13 protein-coding genes are annotated in these 15,082 nt (G+C 64.1%); 6 read left to right on the top strand and 7 right to left on the bottom strand.

All coding sequences use genetic code 11. From position 1 onward, the window contains the following. Nucleotides 1-49 precede the first annotated feature (49 nt). The 3 genes from GEV06_17510 to GEV06_17500 form a co-directional block, all read right to left on the bottom strand. Nucleotides 50-1,462: an N-acylglucosamine 2-epimerase gene (locus GEV06_17510; protein ID MPZ19696.1), complete on the bottom strand. Its 1,413-nt coding sequence runs from the start codon at nt 1,460-1,462 to the stop codon at nt 50-52. A gap of 139 nt (nt 1,463-1,601) precedes the next feature. Next, complete coding sequence (locus GEV06_17505; GenBank protein ID MPZ19695.1) at nt 1,602-2,027, bottom strand: HNH endonuclease; 426 nt, start codon at nt 2,025-2,027, stop codon at nt 1,602-1,604. Then, a complete protein-coding gene (locus GEV06_17500; GenBank protein MPZ19694.1) occupies nt 2,024-2,266 on the bottom strand; it encodes a hypothetical protein in 243 nt (80 codons plus the stop codon). The genes GEV06_17505 and GEV06_17500 overlap by 4 nt, the downstream gene beginning before the upstream one ends. A 106-nt stretch (nt 2,267-2,372) precedes the next feature. On the opposite strand from GEV06_17500, the gene GEV06_17495 reads away from it, so the two are divergent. Beyond that, nucleotides 2,373-4,826 carry an FtsX-like permease family protein gene (locus GEV06_17495; protein MPZ19693.1) on the top strand — a complete coding sequence of 818 codons (2,454 nt, stop codon included), beginning with the start codon at nt 2,373-2,375 and terminating at the stop codon, nt 4,824-4,826. Between the two features lie 13 nt (nt 4,827-4,839). On the opposite strand, the gene GEV06_17490 is transcribed toward GEV06_17495, so the two are convergent. Further along, the gene (locus GEV06_17490) at nt 4,840-5,226 is read right to left on the bottom strand and encodes a PIN domain-containing protein (GenBank protein MPZ19692.1); all 387 of its coding nucleotides are present in this window, start codon (nt 5,224-5,226) and stop codon (nt 4,840-4,842) included. Then, nucleotides 5,226-5,465 carry a type II toxin-antitoxin system prevent-host-death family antitoxin gene (locus GEV06_17485; protein ID MPZ19691.1) on the bottom strand — a complete coding sequence of 80 codons (240 nt, stop codon included), beginning with the start codon at nt 5,463-5,465 and terminating at the stop codon, nt 5,226-5,228. The genes GEV06_17490 and GEV06_17485 overlap by 1 nt, the downstream gene beginning before the upstream one ends. Nucleotides 5,466-5,574: 109 nt before the next feature. On the opposite strand from GEV06_17485, the gene GEV06_17480 reads away from it, so the two are divergent. The 5 genes from GEV06_17480 to GEV06_17460 are packed head-to-tail and all read left to right on the top strand — an operon-like array spanning nt 5,575 to nt 12,134. Continuing rightward, complete coding sequence (locus tag GEV06_17480) at nt 5,575-6,762, top strand: aminomethyl transferase family protein (protein ID MPZ19690.1); 1,188 nt, start codon at nt 5,575-5,577, stop codon at nt 6,760-6,762. Nucleotide 6,763: 1 nt separating this feature from the next. After that, the gene (locus GEV06_17475; GenBank protein ID MPZ19689.1) at nt 6,764-8,410 is read left to right on the top strand and encodes an NAD(P)-binding protein; all 1,647 of its coding nucleotides are present in this window, start codon (nt 6,764-6,766) and stop codon (nt 8,408-8,410) included. Next, a complete protein-coding gene (locus tag GEV06_17470) occupies nt 8,394-10,025 on the top strand; it encodes an FAD-dependent oxidoreductase (GenBank protein ID MPZ19688.1) in 1,632 nt (543 codons plus the stop codon). The genes GEV06_17475 and GEV06_17470 overlap by 17 nt, the downstream gene beginning before the upstream one ends. Beyond that, complete coding sequence (locus tag GEV06_17465) at nt 10,025-11,716, top strand: M28 family peptidase (protein MPZ19687.1); 1,692 nt, start codon at nt 10,025-10,027, stop codon at nt 11,714-11,716. Before GEV06_17470 ends, GEV06_17465 begins: the two co-directional genes overlap by 1 nt. Beyond that, nucleotides 11,685-12,134 carry an acyl-CoA thioesterase gene (locus tag GEV06_17460; protein MPZ19686.1) on the top strand — a complete coding sequence of 150 codons (450 nt, stop codon included), beginning with the start codon at nt 11,685-11,687 and terminating at the stop codon, nt 12,132-12,134. The genes GEV06_17465 and GEV06_17460 overlap by 32 nt, the downstream gene beginning before the upstream one ends. Nucleotides 12,135-12,215: 81 nt before the next feature. Here GEV06_17460 and GEV06_17455 read toward each other — a convergent pair whose 3' ends face one another. Together GEV06_17455 and GEV06_17450 are read right to left on the bottom strand one after the other, a co-directional pair. Then, nucleotides 12,216-13,535 carry a PQQ-binding-like beta-propeller repeat protein gene (locus tag GEV06_17455; GenBank protein MPZ19685.1) on the bottom strand — a complete coding sequence of 440 codons (1,320 nt, stop codon included), beginning with the start codon at nt 13,533-13,535 and terminating at the stop codon, nt 12,216-12,218. A gap of 26 nt (nt 13,536-13,561) precedes the next feature. After that, a complete protein-coding gene (locus GEV06_17450) occupies nt 13,562-14,563 on the bottom strand; it encodes a family 43 glycosylhydrolase (GenBank protein ID MPZ19684.1) in 1,002 nt (333 codons plus the stop codon). Nucleotides 14,564-15,082: the final 519 nt, after the last annotated feature.

The following is a 15,082-nucleotide window of genomic DNA, read 5'->3' as shown; positions in this document are numbered from 1 at the left end:
GGTCCTAACGCCCCCCCTCGCTACCTGACGTGCTACCCACGTTGAAGCCTCAGTCCCCAGCCGAGAGTGCTGCGATCCGCTCCAGGGCTTCCACCAAAGCGCGTCCGTTGTGGTAGCCACCCTTCCAGGGGTGTGCCTTGTTGTCGCGACGCGGCTCTCCGTCGGGCTGGATTGTTCCGTGCCACTCGCCAGAATCCCAGTCCGTCTGGCGGGTATCGACCCACTGCCAGGTCTTCTCGAAGACCTCCACGTAGCTCGCGTCGCCCGTCAGCTGGTACATCTGTAGCGCGCTCACCAGGGCTTCGGCTTGGACCCACCAGATCTTTGCGCGCCGGTCGGCCGGCTCGTGCGGTGGGCCGCTGTCGTAGAAGCCGCCTGCCTCCTCGTCATAGCCGTGCTGGCGCGAATACTCGAACAGCTCACGGAACAGGTCGTGATATGGCGCGGTCGGACGCCCTAGCGCGTGGAGCGCGTCGACGACCAGCCAGATGTTCTCGATATCGTGTCCATACGACACGCGGGCGCCCGCCTCATCCAGAATCGGCGTCCAGTCACGCTGGTACTTGTCGGTGCACGCGACCCAGCGCTTGCGGACGACCGCCTGGGTCTCGATGGCCACGAGCTCTTCGAGTCGCGTCCTGGCGAGCGGACCGGCCCCGGCGAGGACGTAGGTCGTGAAGGCCTCCAGGAGGTGGAGGTGCGTGTTCATCAGCTTCGCCTCCGGCGGGCTCGAGAGGTAGGGTTCGATACCTGGCGGTGGGGCAGACCAGTCACGCGCGAAGAACTCGCGATAGCCGCCGTATTGCTGGTCATACGCGTGCTTCTCGAGCAGCGCGAACAGCTGATCGGCCAGCGCTTGCGCCTCGCTGCTCTTGGTGGCGCGGACGTACTCCGACAGCGCGTAGAGGCCAAACGCCTGGCCGTAGAGATGCTTGTGCGGCCGAAGCACCTCACGCCCGGTCGGATCGACTTCCCAATAGAAGCCGCCGTGCTCCGTGTCCCACATCCGATTGCGGAGGAACTCGAAGCCCACGTCTGCCGCTTCGCGCAAGCCGGCGTCCCCGTCGAACGCCTTCGTTCGCAATAGGCGGGAGGCGAGCCACAGCTGCCGCGCCTGCGTGACGATCATCTTCGTGCCGCCGGGCAGCGGCTCACCCTTGGGCCCGTAGTGAACGATGTACCCTCCGTGCTCCCGGTCGACGCTTCGCGGAAACCAGAACTTCAGGACGTTCTCGCGCAAGTTGCGCTCGATCTGCGGCACCAGAGCTGACAGCCTGGCGCCCGGAGCGGTTTGCGCCGAGGCAACCGAGACGTATGTGAGCGTCGCCGCTAGTACGCACACAGTGCTCGTCGCCACCGCGTGGGCGACCGCTCTAGCGGAACCATCTTGCCGGCCAGCCCGCCATGGCGCGACGCGCGAAGATGGACTGCCGTAGCCGTGATGCTTCGCGGCCAATCTCATGACCCTCCTGCGAACAGGACTCTCCACGCCACATCGCTTGGGACGACGGCGCACACACGTCTCACGTTCGGTTATGGCAGTTGGGCATCATAGCCGATCTCGTTCCTGGGGTGGGGCTTTGCGACGGGGGCAGGGCGGATTACGTCACTGGCGGGCCTGGATAAGTGCCGGCAGCCACCAAGGCTTGCCGTTCGAGCAGTCGCTCGTCGTCATTGAACCTGAAAATCCGTACCGTCACGTCGCCGATATCAGTCAGCGCCTTGATCACGAGGCGATCCAGCTGGAAGTAATCCCGCCAGCGGTCGATTCGAGGATTGAAGAATCTCGTAAATTGTCCGCTTGGCGCGCTGACTGAGCCGAGGTCGCTACCCTTGTTCCGATTACATACCAAGCAGGCGTTCGCCAAGTTCTCCTGTTGGGCGAGGCCGCCATGCTTTACAGCGACGATGTGATCGACCTCGCAGCCGAAGAAGGTATCTTCCTCCCGAATCAAGCAGTACTCGCACCTGTACCCAGCACGCGCGGCGACGAAGCCTCGTAGGGCTTCGCTGACGTATCGCGTCATGAGGTCATCAAGTGTCGCGCGCGGGCCTTGGCCAACCTCATGAGGTGTTCTAGTTGAAGGTAGTGATCTAGTTCCGACCGCTCTTCCGAAGACAAGCTATCAGTCTTCTCCCGATCGATCAAATACGACACCCGTGCCCGTGTGCCCTCTGATGGGCGAAAGGCCACCAGCGTGCCTGGCGTGGTTCCGGCCGCGAGAAAGTCGACGATTTCTTCGTATGCTCTAGCAGCGCTCACAATAGAGTGATTCTATCACCTGTGCGCAGCCGAGCGCTTGTGAAGAAGCCGGTCGCCGTGCCCGTCTGGTTACGCTAGGATCGATCGCCATTGTAGTAGGGAGGGAATCATGACGAGGTTTCGTGGCAGCGTGGAGACCATTTCGCACGACGTGCGCTACGCGGTGCGGGCGCTCGGCCATACGCCGGCGTTTACGGCGGCTGCGCTCGTGACACTGGCGCTGGGCATCGGCGCCACTGCCGCCATCTTCAGCGTCGTGAATGCGGCGCTGCTCAAGCCTCCGCCATACCCGGAGCCCGACCGCATGCTCGTGCTGACATCTGCAGGCGGCGGCGCCCAAACGGGCGAAGTCTTCCACGATGTGCGGGAGCGGCTCCGTTCCTTCGAAACGATCGCGGCGATAGGCGGCGGCACTGGATGGAATCTCGTCGCCGGAGACCGAGCCGAGTACGTCGAGGGCCTACCTGTCTCCTCGGGCTACTTCGACGTGCTGGGCGTCCGCCCGATCATGGGACGGGGCTTCACGGCCGCCGAAGACCAGCCGGACGGCCCGCACGCGGTTATCTTGAGCCACTCGCTTTGGCGCCGGTTCTTCGATGGCAGTTCTAAAGCCATCGGCCAACAACTCCTGCTCGGTGGGATTCCACACACCGTCGTCGGCGTCACGCCACCCGAGTTTCAGTCGTTTCCTCCTGCGGATCTCTGGACGCCTCTACAAGTCTCACCGCAGAGTAACGCGTGGAACTTCGCGGTGTTTGGCCGCCTTCGACCGGGCATGGCGCCAGCGCAGGCGGCAAGTGAGCTCGATCTGCGCCGCCTGGCAATGCAGGAGGACCTTCGGAGCATCAGCGAACAGCGCAGCCGCTCCATTATGTGGATCCCGTACCAACAGTGGCTCGGCTTGGCCAACCGCGATGCGCTGCTCATCCTTCTTGCCGCGGTCGGATGCCTGCTGCTGATCGCCTGCGCGAACGTCGCAAGCCTCCAGCTGGTCCGCGGCATCGGCAGACGACGGGAGATGGCCACGAGGGCTGCGGTGGGGGCTTGGAGTGCACGCCTGATGCAACAGGTCCTCACGGAGTCCATTCTGCTCGGCATGGCCGGCGCGGTGCTTGGCCTCGTGGTGGCTCGCTGGGGTGTGCGGAGCTTGCTCGCACTCCTGCCGGAAGGGTGGCTAATCGGCCCGGTCGACCTCGACTGGCGCGTGCTTCTGGTGACGCTGGTCCTTGCAGTGGGTGCAGGGATTCTCTTCGGCCTCGTGCCTGCTGTGGGTGCTGCCAGGCTCGATGTTCGGTCCGTCCTCGGCGCGGGCGGCCGGCAGACTGCCGGCCCGCGCATGATGTGGCTGCGCCGCGCGTTCGCCGTGACCGAAGTGGCCCTCGCCGTCGTCTTGCTCGTTGGTGCCGGACTGCTCATCCGCACCTTCGTCAATCTGCGCAGCGCCGAGCTCGGTTTCGATCCGTCAAACATCGTCGTCGGCAAGATGTCCTTGCAAGGTTCGACGGCGCAATCACGCGAGCAGCCCGCCGTGTTCTTCGAGCGTACGCTGGCGCGGCTTCGTGAGGTGCCAGGAGTTCTTTCCGCGGCGGTCGCCAGCAACGTGCCCGTGGAGCAGGGGCTCAACCTTCCCCTGGAGCCCCCACCGGATGCGCTGATTCGCGACGGACGCGCGGTGGATTGGCGCTATGTCACATCGGAGTACCTCGAGCTGTTTCAGATTCCAATCCGGGCAGGCCGTGGCTTCGATGCGCGTGATCGCGCCGATGGTGTGCCAGTCGCCCTCGTCAACGAGGCGTTTGCCAGCACGTACTTCGGCGGCGCTGCCGTCGGGCGCTCTCTACAACTGGAGCGAAATCTTGGTGATCCGCCACGCGAGATCGTCGGTATCGTGCGGGACGTGAAGAGTCGGTCTCACAGCGGCTGGACCAGCTCCCGGAGCGCGCTCGGTACGGCGGCGGCGCCAACCATCTATGTACCGGCCACGCAAGTACCGGACACCGTCTTCGAAACCGTACATCACTTCTTGCCGGTGAGCTGGGTCGTGCGCACGAACGGCCCCAGCGGTGCTGTCGCGCCAGCGATACAGCAGGTCGTCGGCACGATCGAGCCAACGCTTCCATTCATTCAGTTTCAAAGTATGGAGGAGGTGATCGCCAAGGATGTGGATGAGCAACGATTTCTCATGGTCTTGCTGGCGGTGTTCGCTGGCGTGGCCCTCACGCTGGCGCTCATTGGGATCTACGGCTTGGTGGCTCACAGCGCGAGTCAGCGGACACAGGAAATGGGACTACGCATGGCGCTTGGCGCTGGTCCACTCCGTGTGCTGGGCCAGTTCCTCCGTGAGGGCTTCAAGCTCGCAATCATCGGTGTGGCCATCGGGCTGATCGCCGCCGCCGGCCTCAGCCAAGTCCTCACGTATTTCGTCTTCGGTGTGACGCCGCTAGATCCCGTGACCTTCGTGGCAGTGGGCGCGGTATCGATGCTCGCGGCACTTCTGGCCACACTGGTGCCAGCCGTGCGCGCAGCCAATATCGATCCCTCCGTCGCGCTCCGGTGGGAGTAGAAGACTCCGCTTCCTACCAGACTCGCTTCACGCCGTAGCGCCGAAAGATGGGGTCTGCAGAGACGATAGCGAGACGTTCGACGAGCGCCTGGGCGGCCAGCATGCGGTCGAAGGGGTCGCGATGATGGAAGGGCAGACGAGCGACGCGCCCCGTGTGTGAAAACTCGATGGGCAGGAGCCTGAAGCCGTTGATGGCGGTGTGGGTCGGCACGAACTGTTCGACGCTCGATTCGAGACTCAACTTCCCCAGACTGACCTTGATCGTAAGCTCCCAACAGCTCGCGAGGCTGACGAGGCACTCGTTCTCTCGATCTCTGATTGCCGCACGCGCTGCGCGAGAGAGCCGCTTGTCATCGTCGACCCACCACAGGAACGTATGCGTATCCAGCAAGAGCCGCATCAGACGTAGTCGTGGAAGTCGGCCGGCGTCTCGTCGAAATCCGGAGCCATGTGGACCTGGCCCTTGGCAGAACCGGGTGTGCGCGGCCCGCGTGGCTCGAGCGGCACCAACTTCAACAGCGGCTTGTTGTCTTTCGCGATGATCACCTCTTCACCGAGCAGCGCTTCGCGCACGAGCTCCGAGAAGTGTGCCTTGGCCCTGGCGACGTTGTAGTACTGTGCCGATCGAAGCTTACCCATATGGTCATTCTAGATGACCATACTTGGTCGCGTCAAGGCGCGCGGGATTAGAGAGGGAACGTGAGAAGTGCGGCCCGGAGGTAGGCCGCATACGATACACGTTGCACGCATGCTCGAGCGCACACCGTTCCACGCCCGCACGTCCGCCCTCATGCAAGGTGCTAGCTGGCGCCGCTGGGCGGGCTTCGTCGTGGCTGGCTCGTACGAGCTCACGCACGATCGCGAGTACGCCGCCATTCGAAGCGCCGCCGCGCTCATCGACGTCTCTCCGTTGCACAAGTACCGTATCGCGGGGCCAGACGCCGCTCGCTTCCTGGACCGCATCGTCACGCGCGACGTCTCCCGGTGCGCGCTGGGTCAGGTGCTCTACACGCCCTGGTGCGAGGCAGACGGCAAGGTCATCGAGGATGGTACGGTCTCGCGCCTCGAGGATCACCGATTTCGGCTCACCTCGGCGGAGCCAAATCTGCGCTGGCTCCAGCAGAACGCCCCCGGCCTCGACGTGAGCATTGACGATGAGTCGGATGAGATTGCCGCGTTGGCCTTGCAAGGTCCCGCGTCGCGAGCCATCCTCGCGCAGCTCGCCGGCGAGGAGCTTCAGCAGCTCAGGTATTTCCGTGCCGCATCCGCTCGACTTGCCGATGTGCCGGTGACCGTTTCTCGCACCGGCTACACAGGCGACCTCGGGTACGAGCTGTGGGTCCACCGTGACGACGGCGAGCGGATCTGGGATGTGTTGGTCGAGGTCGGTACGCCGTACGGTTTGGTGCCGGCGGGACTCGTCGCGATGGATATCGCCCGCATCGAGGCAGGCCTGCTGCTGCTTGGTGTCGATTACATCTCGGCGCGGGATGCACTGATCGAGGCGCAGAAGTCTTCCCCATTCGAGTTGAATCTCGGCTGGGCGGTCAACTTGAAGAAGCCGCGGTTCATCGGTCGGTCCGCGTTGCTCGCCGAACGGGCCCACGGCTCGGCCTGGGCCTTTGTAGGGATCGAAGTCGAGTGGGATGGGCTCGAGCAACTTTATACGGACGTTGGGTTGCCGCCACAGCTACCGGCGCTGCCATGGCGCACGAGCGTGCCACTCTATGCTCAGGGTCGCCAGATCGGCTACGGGACCAGCGGATGTTGGTCGCCGTTGCTCAAGCGTTCGCTCGCGCTTGCGCACGTCGAGCAGGCCTTTGCGGAGCCCGGCACGATGGTCGAGATAGAGGTAACCGTCGAGCATCGGCGGAAGCGTGCCAGTGCGCGCGTGCGGCGTTTACCGTTCTTCGAGCCGGAACGGAAGCGGGCGTGAGATGACCAACCACTACGACGCAATCGTCATTGGCGGTGGGCACAATGGGCTGGTCAATGCCGCCTATCTCGCGCGTGCCGGGCTGCGTGTGTTGGTCCTCGAGCGTCGCCCCCTGGTCGGCGGCGCCGCGGTGACTGAAGAGATCGTGCCGGGCTTTCGTTTTTCGGTCTTCTCGTACGTTGTCAGCCTGCTCCGCCCGGAGATTATTCGCGAGCTCGATTTGCCCCGACATGGCCTGCACATCCTGCCTCTCGAGAGTACCTTCACGCCGCTGCCAACGGGAGACTATCTCGCAACATGGGCGGATCCCGACCAGACGAGGCGCGAGCTGTATCGCCACTCGCCACGAGACGCCGAAGCGTACGTCGACTTCGGACAGCTCATGGGACGCATGGGGATGGCCGTCAAGCCGCTGTTGAATCTCCTGCCACCCGATCCCACATCGCTCCGACCGCGGGAGCTCCGCGGCCTGTTGTCGTTGGGACGCCACGTCCGCTCCCTTTCGGAAGCGGATCTCTACGCGCTCTGCAAGCTCATGACAATGAGCGCGTCGGATTTTCTGGATGAGTGGTTCGAGTGCGAGGCGTTCAAGGCGACCAAGTCAGCGAGCGGCATCATCGGGACATTCCTCGGCCCGCGCTCGCCGGGCACCGCGTACGTGCTGCTGCACCATTACATGGGGGAGATCGATGGCGTGTTTCGTGCGTGGGGATTTGCCAAGGGCGGTACAGGGGGCGTGAGCGAGGCGATTGCCTCCGCCGCGCGGAGTTACGGCGCAGAGATTCGCACCGACGCGCCCGTGGACCACGTGATGAGCAAGGGCGGCCGAGTACAGGGCGTCGTCCTCGGCGATGGCGCCGAGCTTCGCGCGAAGATTGTCGTGTCCAGCTTGGATCCCCGCCGGACGTTTCTCGAGCTGCTCGACCCCGGCGAGCTCCCAGGAGAGCTCGTCACGGCGGTCCAACGGTACAAGTTTCGCGGCTCCTCGGCCAAGGTGAATCTCGCGCTGGAGGCGCTCCCGAGCTTCACCAGCCTACCGGGTGTTGGCCCACACCTCAGAGGGGGGATCTCCATCAGCCCGAGCATCGACTATCTCGAGCGCGCATACGACGACGCGAAGTATGGCCAGTTCTCGCGGCGGCCATACATGGACATCGTGATTCCCTCGATGATCGATCCCAGCATGGCGCCACCAGGGAAGCACGTCATGTCGATCTTCGTGCAGTACGCGCCGTACGCTCTGGAAGGGGGCTGGTCCGACCAGCAGCGCGACCGCCTCGGTGAGACGGTGATCGAGACACTGGCCGAGCACGCGCCGAATATCCGGGCGGTGATTCGCCACATGCAGATCATCACACCAGCGGACATCGAGCAGACCATCGGCCTGTCGGAGGGGAACATCTTTCAAGGAGAATTGGCACTGCATCAGCTCTTCTTCTTGCGCCCCGTCCCCGGCTGGGCGCGGTACACCACGCCAATCCACGGGCTCTACCAGTGTGGCTCGGCGACACACCCTGGCGGCGGCATCATGGGCGCGCCGGGGCGTCTTGCCGCGCGCCAGATTCTGAAGGAGAGCGCCCGACCTTTAGGTCGGGCGAGCACGCGCAGAGGCTTTGCACGACATCACCCGCATGAACAAGATTTATGACGCGATCGTGATCGGCGCTGGCATCAATGGGCTAACCGCCGCCGCGTATCTAGCGCGTGCCGGCAGGCGCATCCTCGTGGTCGAGCGACGGGAGGTCCTTGGCGGCGTCGCCGCAGCCGAAGAGATCGCACCTGGATGTCGCGTGAGCCCCTGTGTGGACGATGTGGGATGGATTCCTCGACAGATGGTGCGTGAGCTCGACCTCCCGCGTCACGGCTTCGATGACGTGGCGCCGAGCACGCGCGTCGCCGCGGCACGCCGCGATGGAGGGTGGCTCACTTTCTCGGACGATGTTGCCGGCACGGCCGCAGCCTTGCGCAGGTATTCGCCGGCCGACGCCCAGCGATGGCCACTGTTCGCCCAGCAAATGGCGCCGCTGGCGGGATTCCTCGAAGCCCTTTACTCGTCGCCGGCGCCTCGGGTCGACGTGCGCTCGGCAGCGGATGCTTTCCGGTTACTCGGGGTGGGCCGTCGTTTGCGTGGCCTGGGAAAGCGGGGCATGGTGGAGCTGCTACGCACCGTGCCGATGGCGGTCGCAGAGCTGGTGGAGGACTGGTTCGAAGACCAGGCGCTGCAAGGTACGCTGGCGGCGGCGGCTGTCAAAGGCGTGCGCCAGGGACCGCGCTCACCGGGCACTGCGTTTCTGCTGCTGCATCGGCATGTTGGCGGGCGAGCGGGTATGTTCCATTCGCGGCCGCGCGTCCAAGGAGGCGCTGGAATCCTGGTGGCCGCCCTGGCGACAGCGGTCACCCATCACGGTGGAGAGATGCTCCGTGCTGCCGAGGTGACCGGAATTCGGGTCGAGCAAGGGCGCTGCCAAGGCGTTGTGCTAGCCGATGGCCAGGAGATTGACTCGGCCCTCGTGATCTCGAGTGCTGATGCGCGCCGCACATTCTTGCAGTTGATGGATCCCTGGCATCTGGATCCGACATTCGTCCAGGCCGTCCGTAATATTCGATACCGTGGCGTCACGACCAAGATCAACCTCGTGCTGTCGGCCCTTCCGCGCTTGCGCGATTTCAACGCCAACGGCAATGCTGCGCCGCTACCGGACATCGTGAGCATCGCACCGAGTATCGAGACCGTCGAGCGTGCATACGACGCGGCCAAATACGGCCAAGTCTCCGCCGACCCGTACCTCGAAGTGACGTTCCCTGCGGTCGCCACCGGTGTACCTAGCGCGAACGTGGACTTGTCCGCCGAAGCGCGAAGCGCGAAGGTGGACCGTGCGCTCCGGGTCATGTCGGTGCACGTGCAGTACACGCCCTACGACGTTCGCGGCAGCCTGTGGGACGAGGCAAGCCGCGACGCGTTGGGCAACAGCGTCGTCGGCCGGCTCACGGAGCTCATGCCGGATCTCCAGGATCTCATCGTGCACCGACAGGTGCTCACGCCGCGCGACATCGAGGAGACGTATGCCGTGACCGAAGGGAGCCTGAGTCACGGCGAGCTGGCCCTGGACCAGATTCTCTTCATGCGTCCCGTGCCGGGCTGGGCGGAGTATCGCACGCCAATCGAGGGGCTTTTCCTGTGTGGCGCCGCCTGCCATCCAGGTAACGGCGTGGCAGGCGGCGCGGGCCGCCTGGCTGCGAGGAAGGTGCTTGGGGAGTCTTGATGAGGAGATCGATGAGACTTCGTGTTGCAATGACGCTCAGCCTGTTCGTGACCGCCACACCAATCGCCCAGGAGCGCATGGAGGCGCCGGGCCAAGAGACGATCCGTCAGCAAGATCTGCGCGCAGACCTATTCTTTCTGGCAAGCGACGGCTTCCGCGGCCGGCTCACGGACACGCCCGAGAATGCGCTTGCGGCATCGTTCATCGAATCGCGCTTCGCGCGGCTCGGCTTGAAGCCGGCTGGCCCGAACGGGTCGTACTACCAGCGCTACAACCTCATGAAAGCCACGCTGGGTGAGGGGAATGCGCTCGACCTGCGGCGATCATCGTCCGCCGAGATCCACATGCGTCCCGGGCAGGACTACTACCCACAGCGCTTCAGCGCGAATGCCCGGGCGCAGGGAGAGGTCGTGTTCGCGGGATTCGGCATCACGTCGCCGGCCCATCAGTACGACGATTATGGTGATGCGGTTCGCGGCCGGATTGTGCTGGTGCTCGACCACGAGCCGAGGGAGCGCGACCCCAAGAGCCCGTTCGACGGTGTGGTGACGACGCAGAAGGCAGTGGCGATCGAGAAGGCGTTGGCTGCACAGGCGAAGGGCGCCACCGGTATTCTCTTCGTCGCCGACGTTCACAATCACCCGGAGGAGGAGAACTTCGAGTCGGAGTGGCGCAGCTATTGGCCGTCGGCGCCGCCGATCATCGAACGCTACACGCTGGCACGTTGGAGCGAGCGCGTACGCATCCCGGCGGCGCAGATCTCGCCCACGCTGGCGGCGACGCTGGTCAGTGGCACCGGCCGCACACTTGGCGATCTCGCGAAGAGTGCCGAAACGCCGAACGGCATAGAGCCAGTACCGCTGCCCGGTGTGGAGGTGAAGCTATCCTCATCTATCGATCACCATCTCGTGCCGGACCAAAACGTCGTTGCCTTGCTCGAGGGCGAAGATCCCACCTTGAAAGAGGAAGCGATCATCGTGTGTGCGCACTATGATCACAATGGGGCAGACGAGGGCGGAGAGGTGCTCAATGGTGCTGACGACAATGGGTCTGGCATCGTGGCGCTTCTGGAGATCGCCGAAGCGTACGTCGAAGCGGCCAAGCGGGGTCAGCGGCCGCGCCGGTCGATTCTCTTTGCCGCCTGGAATTCGGAGGAACGCGGGCTCCTTGGTGCGTGGGCCTACACCGAGCAGCCACTCATCCCGCTGGCACAAACCATCGCAGTGTTGAACATGGATATGGTCGGTCGGAACGAAGAGGTGCCGGTGGGCGGCGGGGGGCGCTTTCGTGGACTCGAAGTGCAGACCGCCCAGTCCAATGAGAACGCCGTGAACCTGGTGGGCAGCACGCGGGTGCCCGACCTTGCTGCTGAAGTGGAGCGTGTCAATCAGGACATTGGCCTAGAGCTCAAGAAACGCTACGACAACAATCCCTCGAACCTGCTCCGTCGCAGCGACCAGTGGCCGTTCTTGCAGAAGGGTGTCCCGGCAATCTGGTTCCACACTGGGTTGCATCCCGACTATCACACCCAGTACGACGCCCCCGAGAAGATCAACTACGGCAAGATGGAGAAGATCGCACGGCTGGTCTACCAGGTGAGTTGGCGTTTGGCGAACGCCGGCACGCGGCCCTCGCCGCCGACCATGCCGACCGCAGACGATGATGAAGCAAGGAGCGCTCGTGCTCAGTGAGCATCGGCATCGGCGGCGTGTCCAATTCTACGAGACGGATCTTGCCGGTATCGTGCACTTCAGTTGGTACTTTCGTTACATGGAAGAAGCGGAGCACGCGCTCTGGCGCACGGCGGGTCTCAGTGTTGCGCCACGCGGCTCCGAGATTGGCTGGGCGCGCGTCTCGGCGACCTGTGACTTCCAGCGGCCGCTCCGATTCGAAGAAGAGTTCGAGGTCTGGATTCGTGTGGCAGCGGTCACCCGCAAGACGATCAAGTATGTGTGTGAGGTCACTCGAGGCGATACGAAGATCGCAGAGGGATCGATGACGGTCATCTGTGTGCGAATGCGTCCCGGCGAGGCAATCGAAGCCATCGATATTCCATCGGAGATCACCGCGCGCCTCCGGGTCTCACAACCGGCGGGAGGAACAGCGTGAGAAAAAGGAGGCGCGATGCAGTCGTTCTGTTGGACGCTCTTCCGGCGATCGACTGGCTCTGGGTAGCCGGACGAGGACGGATCACGATGTTGGGAGGTCGAGCTTCAGGATTTGCTGTCGGTCGCGTGCATAGAGAGATGCACCGACGAGCGACGGCGCCGTCCACGCCCGGTTGGTCAGCACCTCCGCCCGCGCGAGCACTGCGAGACCCGCTCGCGTCGCTTCGGCCAGCCCCAAGACCCCGTCCTCGTCGAGGATGACGAGCCTGCCGCCGGCGTTCAGGAGATTCGCACGGCTGAAGCTGCGATCCTGCCAGAGCACCTCGCCGGTCTTGACGTCGATCGCGGTCAGCGGCGTCGGGCCGAAGTCCCCGCTCGACCCAACGATGAAGTCGTCGAGCCTGATCACCGTGCCGATGTGGACGCGCAGGCGGTTGGTGAACCACCGTTCGTCGACGCGTGTGCTCGTCCCGTTGCCTCCCAGTTGGAGCATCCGGGAGCCACCGTTGTAAGCAGAGGTCACGAACAGCAGGTCGCCGGGGCCCCAGAGCGGCGTGCTGATGTTCATGTCGCCGCTGGTGTCGTGCGGGTGGCTCCAGAGCAGCCTCCCGGTCGCGGGGTCGAGACCGTTGACATCCATCCCGCCGAAGGCGACGAGCTGCGTCTCTCCATCCACATCGATCAGGATGGGCGATGCCTGCGAGATGTTGAAGTCGCCGCTCTTCCAGACGACCTCTCCCGTGGCTTGGTCGAACGCCATGACCGCCTGCCCCTTGCCTCCCGCCATGACAAGGATGGTGTCGTCGTAAGCGAGGGGACTCGACGAGATGCCGGCCTTGATCGCTGGCCTGATGAGGCGCTCCTGCGCACCAAAGTCCTCGACCAGATCGTGCGACCATTCCACCTTCCCGGTCACCTTGTCAAAGGCGTAGAGCTGATTGTTGGTGCCTACTGTGAAGAGGCGCCGGCCGATGATGAGGGGGGTCGCGTACGGTCCTGCGCCGAACTTGAAGTCCAACGGACGCGAAGGGTAGCGGTGCTCCCAGATTGTCTTACCCGTCGCCTCCTCCAAGGCGACGACGATTTCCTCGTCTGCCCACTCCTGGCCGGGCTGCGAAGGCGCCGGACGATACATCGTGTACAGCCGCCCCTCGTCTACGAGAATGGCCGAATGGCCGTCTCCGAGCGGCCGGCTCCACACGCGCTGCGGACCTTCGGCGGGCCAACTACTGGCGAGCGACGGCGACTGTACGACAAAGTTTCGCTGCGGGCCGCCCCACTGGAGCCATCCATCCGTGGCCGCTTCGCGTTGTCCGGCCGCGACAAGAGTCAAGGCAGCAGTGAGGATGCAGCCGGCGGCCGCAATCACGTGCGTGCGCGATCCAGTCCGATCTTTCCGCATATCGTCGACTCCTCACCACACGCACCTCACCGTAGCGCACCGACGCGAGGCCAGCCATCCTCCCACACCATCGTCGAGATCTGCAACGCCGATCCGCGCCCGCGGCCGGCGCCGTAATACGCGTGGAAGAAGAGATAGTCCTGCCCGTCATCCTGCAAGACCGCCTGATGTCCAGGTCCACGCCACGTGTCGGTTGTCGCCTCGATGACCAGTGAGCCGCCACCTTCGGTCATGCTGCGGCCGGTCTTGTCGACGTAGGGCCCAGTCACGAGACGCGAACGCCCAACCACCACGCGGTACGTGCTTTTGGGACCGCGGCAGCACCGATCGAACGAGACGAAGAGATACCAGTAATCACCCCGGTGCACGATGAACGGCGCCTCCACGGCCCCATTGGTTGGCTGCTGGCGTGGCCGGCTACTCAACGAGTGCATCGTCGTGTCGCTGGTCGAGAGCTTTCCGGTCGCGGGATCGACCCGTCTCATCTTTATCCCGTCCCAGAAGCTTCCCCACGCGAGCCACGCGCTCCTCTCGTCTTCGATGATCAAGTTCGGGTCAATCGCGTTCCAGTCGTCCCTTGCCTCGTATGAGCGCAAGACCATGCCCTCGTCTTTCCATCCGTGGCTGGGGTTGGTCGCGTCGAGGGTGGGCGTCGTGAGCAAGCCAATCGCCGAGTCGCGACTGCCGAACGACGAGATGGAGTAATAGAGATGATACCTGCTGTTGAAGAGCGCGATGTCGGGTGCCCACGCGTTCCTCGCGCGGGGGATCGCATCGGTCGCCCACGACGGCAGCGATTCGAGCACGTGACCAGCGAGCTTCCAGGACCTCAGGTCATCCGACGTCCGGATGGGGATCACCCCTTGGCTCGCGCGGCCGCCCGTGCTGAAGACGTAGTACCTGTCTTGCGCCTTGATGACCGCCGGATCGTGCACGCCGGCGACATCCCCTTGGAGTGTCAGGAGCTCTGGGGACGGCGCCGCTGCCGTGTCTCGGTCGTCGAGTCCCACGACAACCGCAATGAGCATCGCCGCGCTGGCGATCGTGCGCGTTCCGAGGTGACGCATGGCCGGCTCCTCGCGTAGATGTTATACCGCGCCGCAAGCGTACGGACGAGCAGGAGCGCGATGTCAATCCTTTGTCGACGATTACGCATGGCGCCTGGTCTGCGCGGTCGTGCTCTCGCAGGCGAGCCCCGCGTTAGCGGCTCCCAGATCCGCAGTCTCCTGCCTCGCGTCCGATTTGTTCAAGACCGTGAAATAGTATCGGCGCATCCTACGGTCTGGAGGCAGCATGATCAGTAGGCGCGAATTTCTCGGCGTGGGGCTCGCCGCAACGGCAGCCCAGGCCGGTGGCCTGGGGCGCCAGAGAGGATTCCAAATGGCTGGACCGTACCAGTCACGCACAATCAGCGTGACCGTGAATCGCAATCACCGCGAAGCGTACGACTTTGCCTCGATGCCGGAGAATATGCACAGATGGGCTAGTGTCCTGTCTCAAAGGTTCGTTCGCAAAATCGCTTGACCTTGTCGAGGATCGCGTCGGCG

Source organism: Luteitalea sp., assembly GCA_009377605.1.
In the GTDB taxonomy this organism is placed as follows: Bacteria; Acidobacteriota; Vicinamibacteria; order Vicinamibacterales; family Vicinamibacteraceae; genus WHTT01.
Note: the sequence above shows the minus strand (reverse complement) of the source record. Positions and strands in the feature narration are given on the sequence as shown.

Excerpts from the sequence above, each read along its gene's own strand:
- GEV06_17510 (MPZ19696.1), bottom strand. The coding sequence starts at position 1,462 with ATGAGATTGGCCGCGAAGCATCACGGCTACGGCAGTCCATCTTCGCGC.
- GEV06_17505 (MPZ19695.1), bottom strand. The coding sequence starts at position 2,027 with ATGACGCGATACGTCAGCGAAGCCCTACGAGGCTTCGTCGCCGCGCGT.
- GEV06_17495 (MPZ19693.1), top strand. The coding sequence starts at position 2,373 with ATGACGAGGTTTCGTGGCAGCGTGGAGACCATTTCGCACGACGTGCGC.
- GEV06_17490 (MPZ19692.1), bottom strand. The coding sequence starts at position 5,226 with ATGCGGCTCTTGCTGGATACGCATACGTTCCTGTGGTGGGTCGACGAT.
- GEV06_17485 (MPZ19691.1), bottom strand. The coding sequence starts at position 5,465 with ATGGGTAAGCTTCGATCGGCACAGTACTACAACGTCGCCAGGGCCAAG.
- GEV06_17480 (MPZ19690.1), top strand. The coding sequence starts at position 5,575 with ATGCTCGAGCGCACACCGTTCCACGCCCGCACGTCCGCCCTCATGCAA.
- GEV06_17475 (MPZ19689.1), top strand. The coding sequence starts at position 6,764 with ATGACCAACCACTACGACGCAATCGTCATTGGCGGTGGGCACAATGGG.
- GEV06_17470 (MPZ19688.1), top strand. The coding sequence starts at position 8,394 with ATGAACAAGATTTATGACGCGATCGTGATCGGCGCTGGCATCAATGGG.
- GEV06_17465 (MPZ19687.1), top strand. The coding sequence starts at position 10,025 with ATGAGGAGATCGATGAGACTTCGTGTTGCAATGACGCTCAGCCTGTTC.
- GEV06_17460 (MPZ19686.1), top strand. The coding sequence starts at position 11,685 with ATGATGAAGCAAGGAGCGCTCGTGCTCAGTGAGCATCGGCATCGGCGG.
- GEV06_17455 (MPZ19685.1), bottom strand. The coding sequence starts at position 13,535 with ATGCGGAAAGATCGGACTGGATCGCGCACGCACGTGATTGCGGCCGCC.
- GEV06_17450 (MPZ19684.1), bottom strand. The coding sequence starts at position 14,563 with ATGCTCATTGCGGTTGTCGTGGGACTCGACGACCGAGACACGGCAGCG.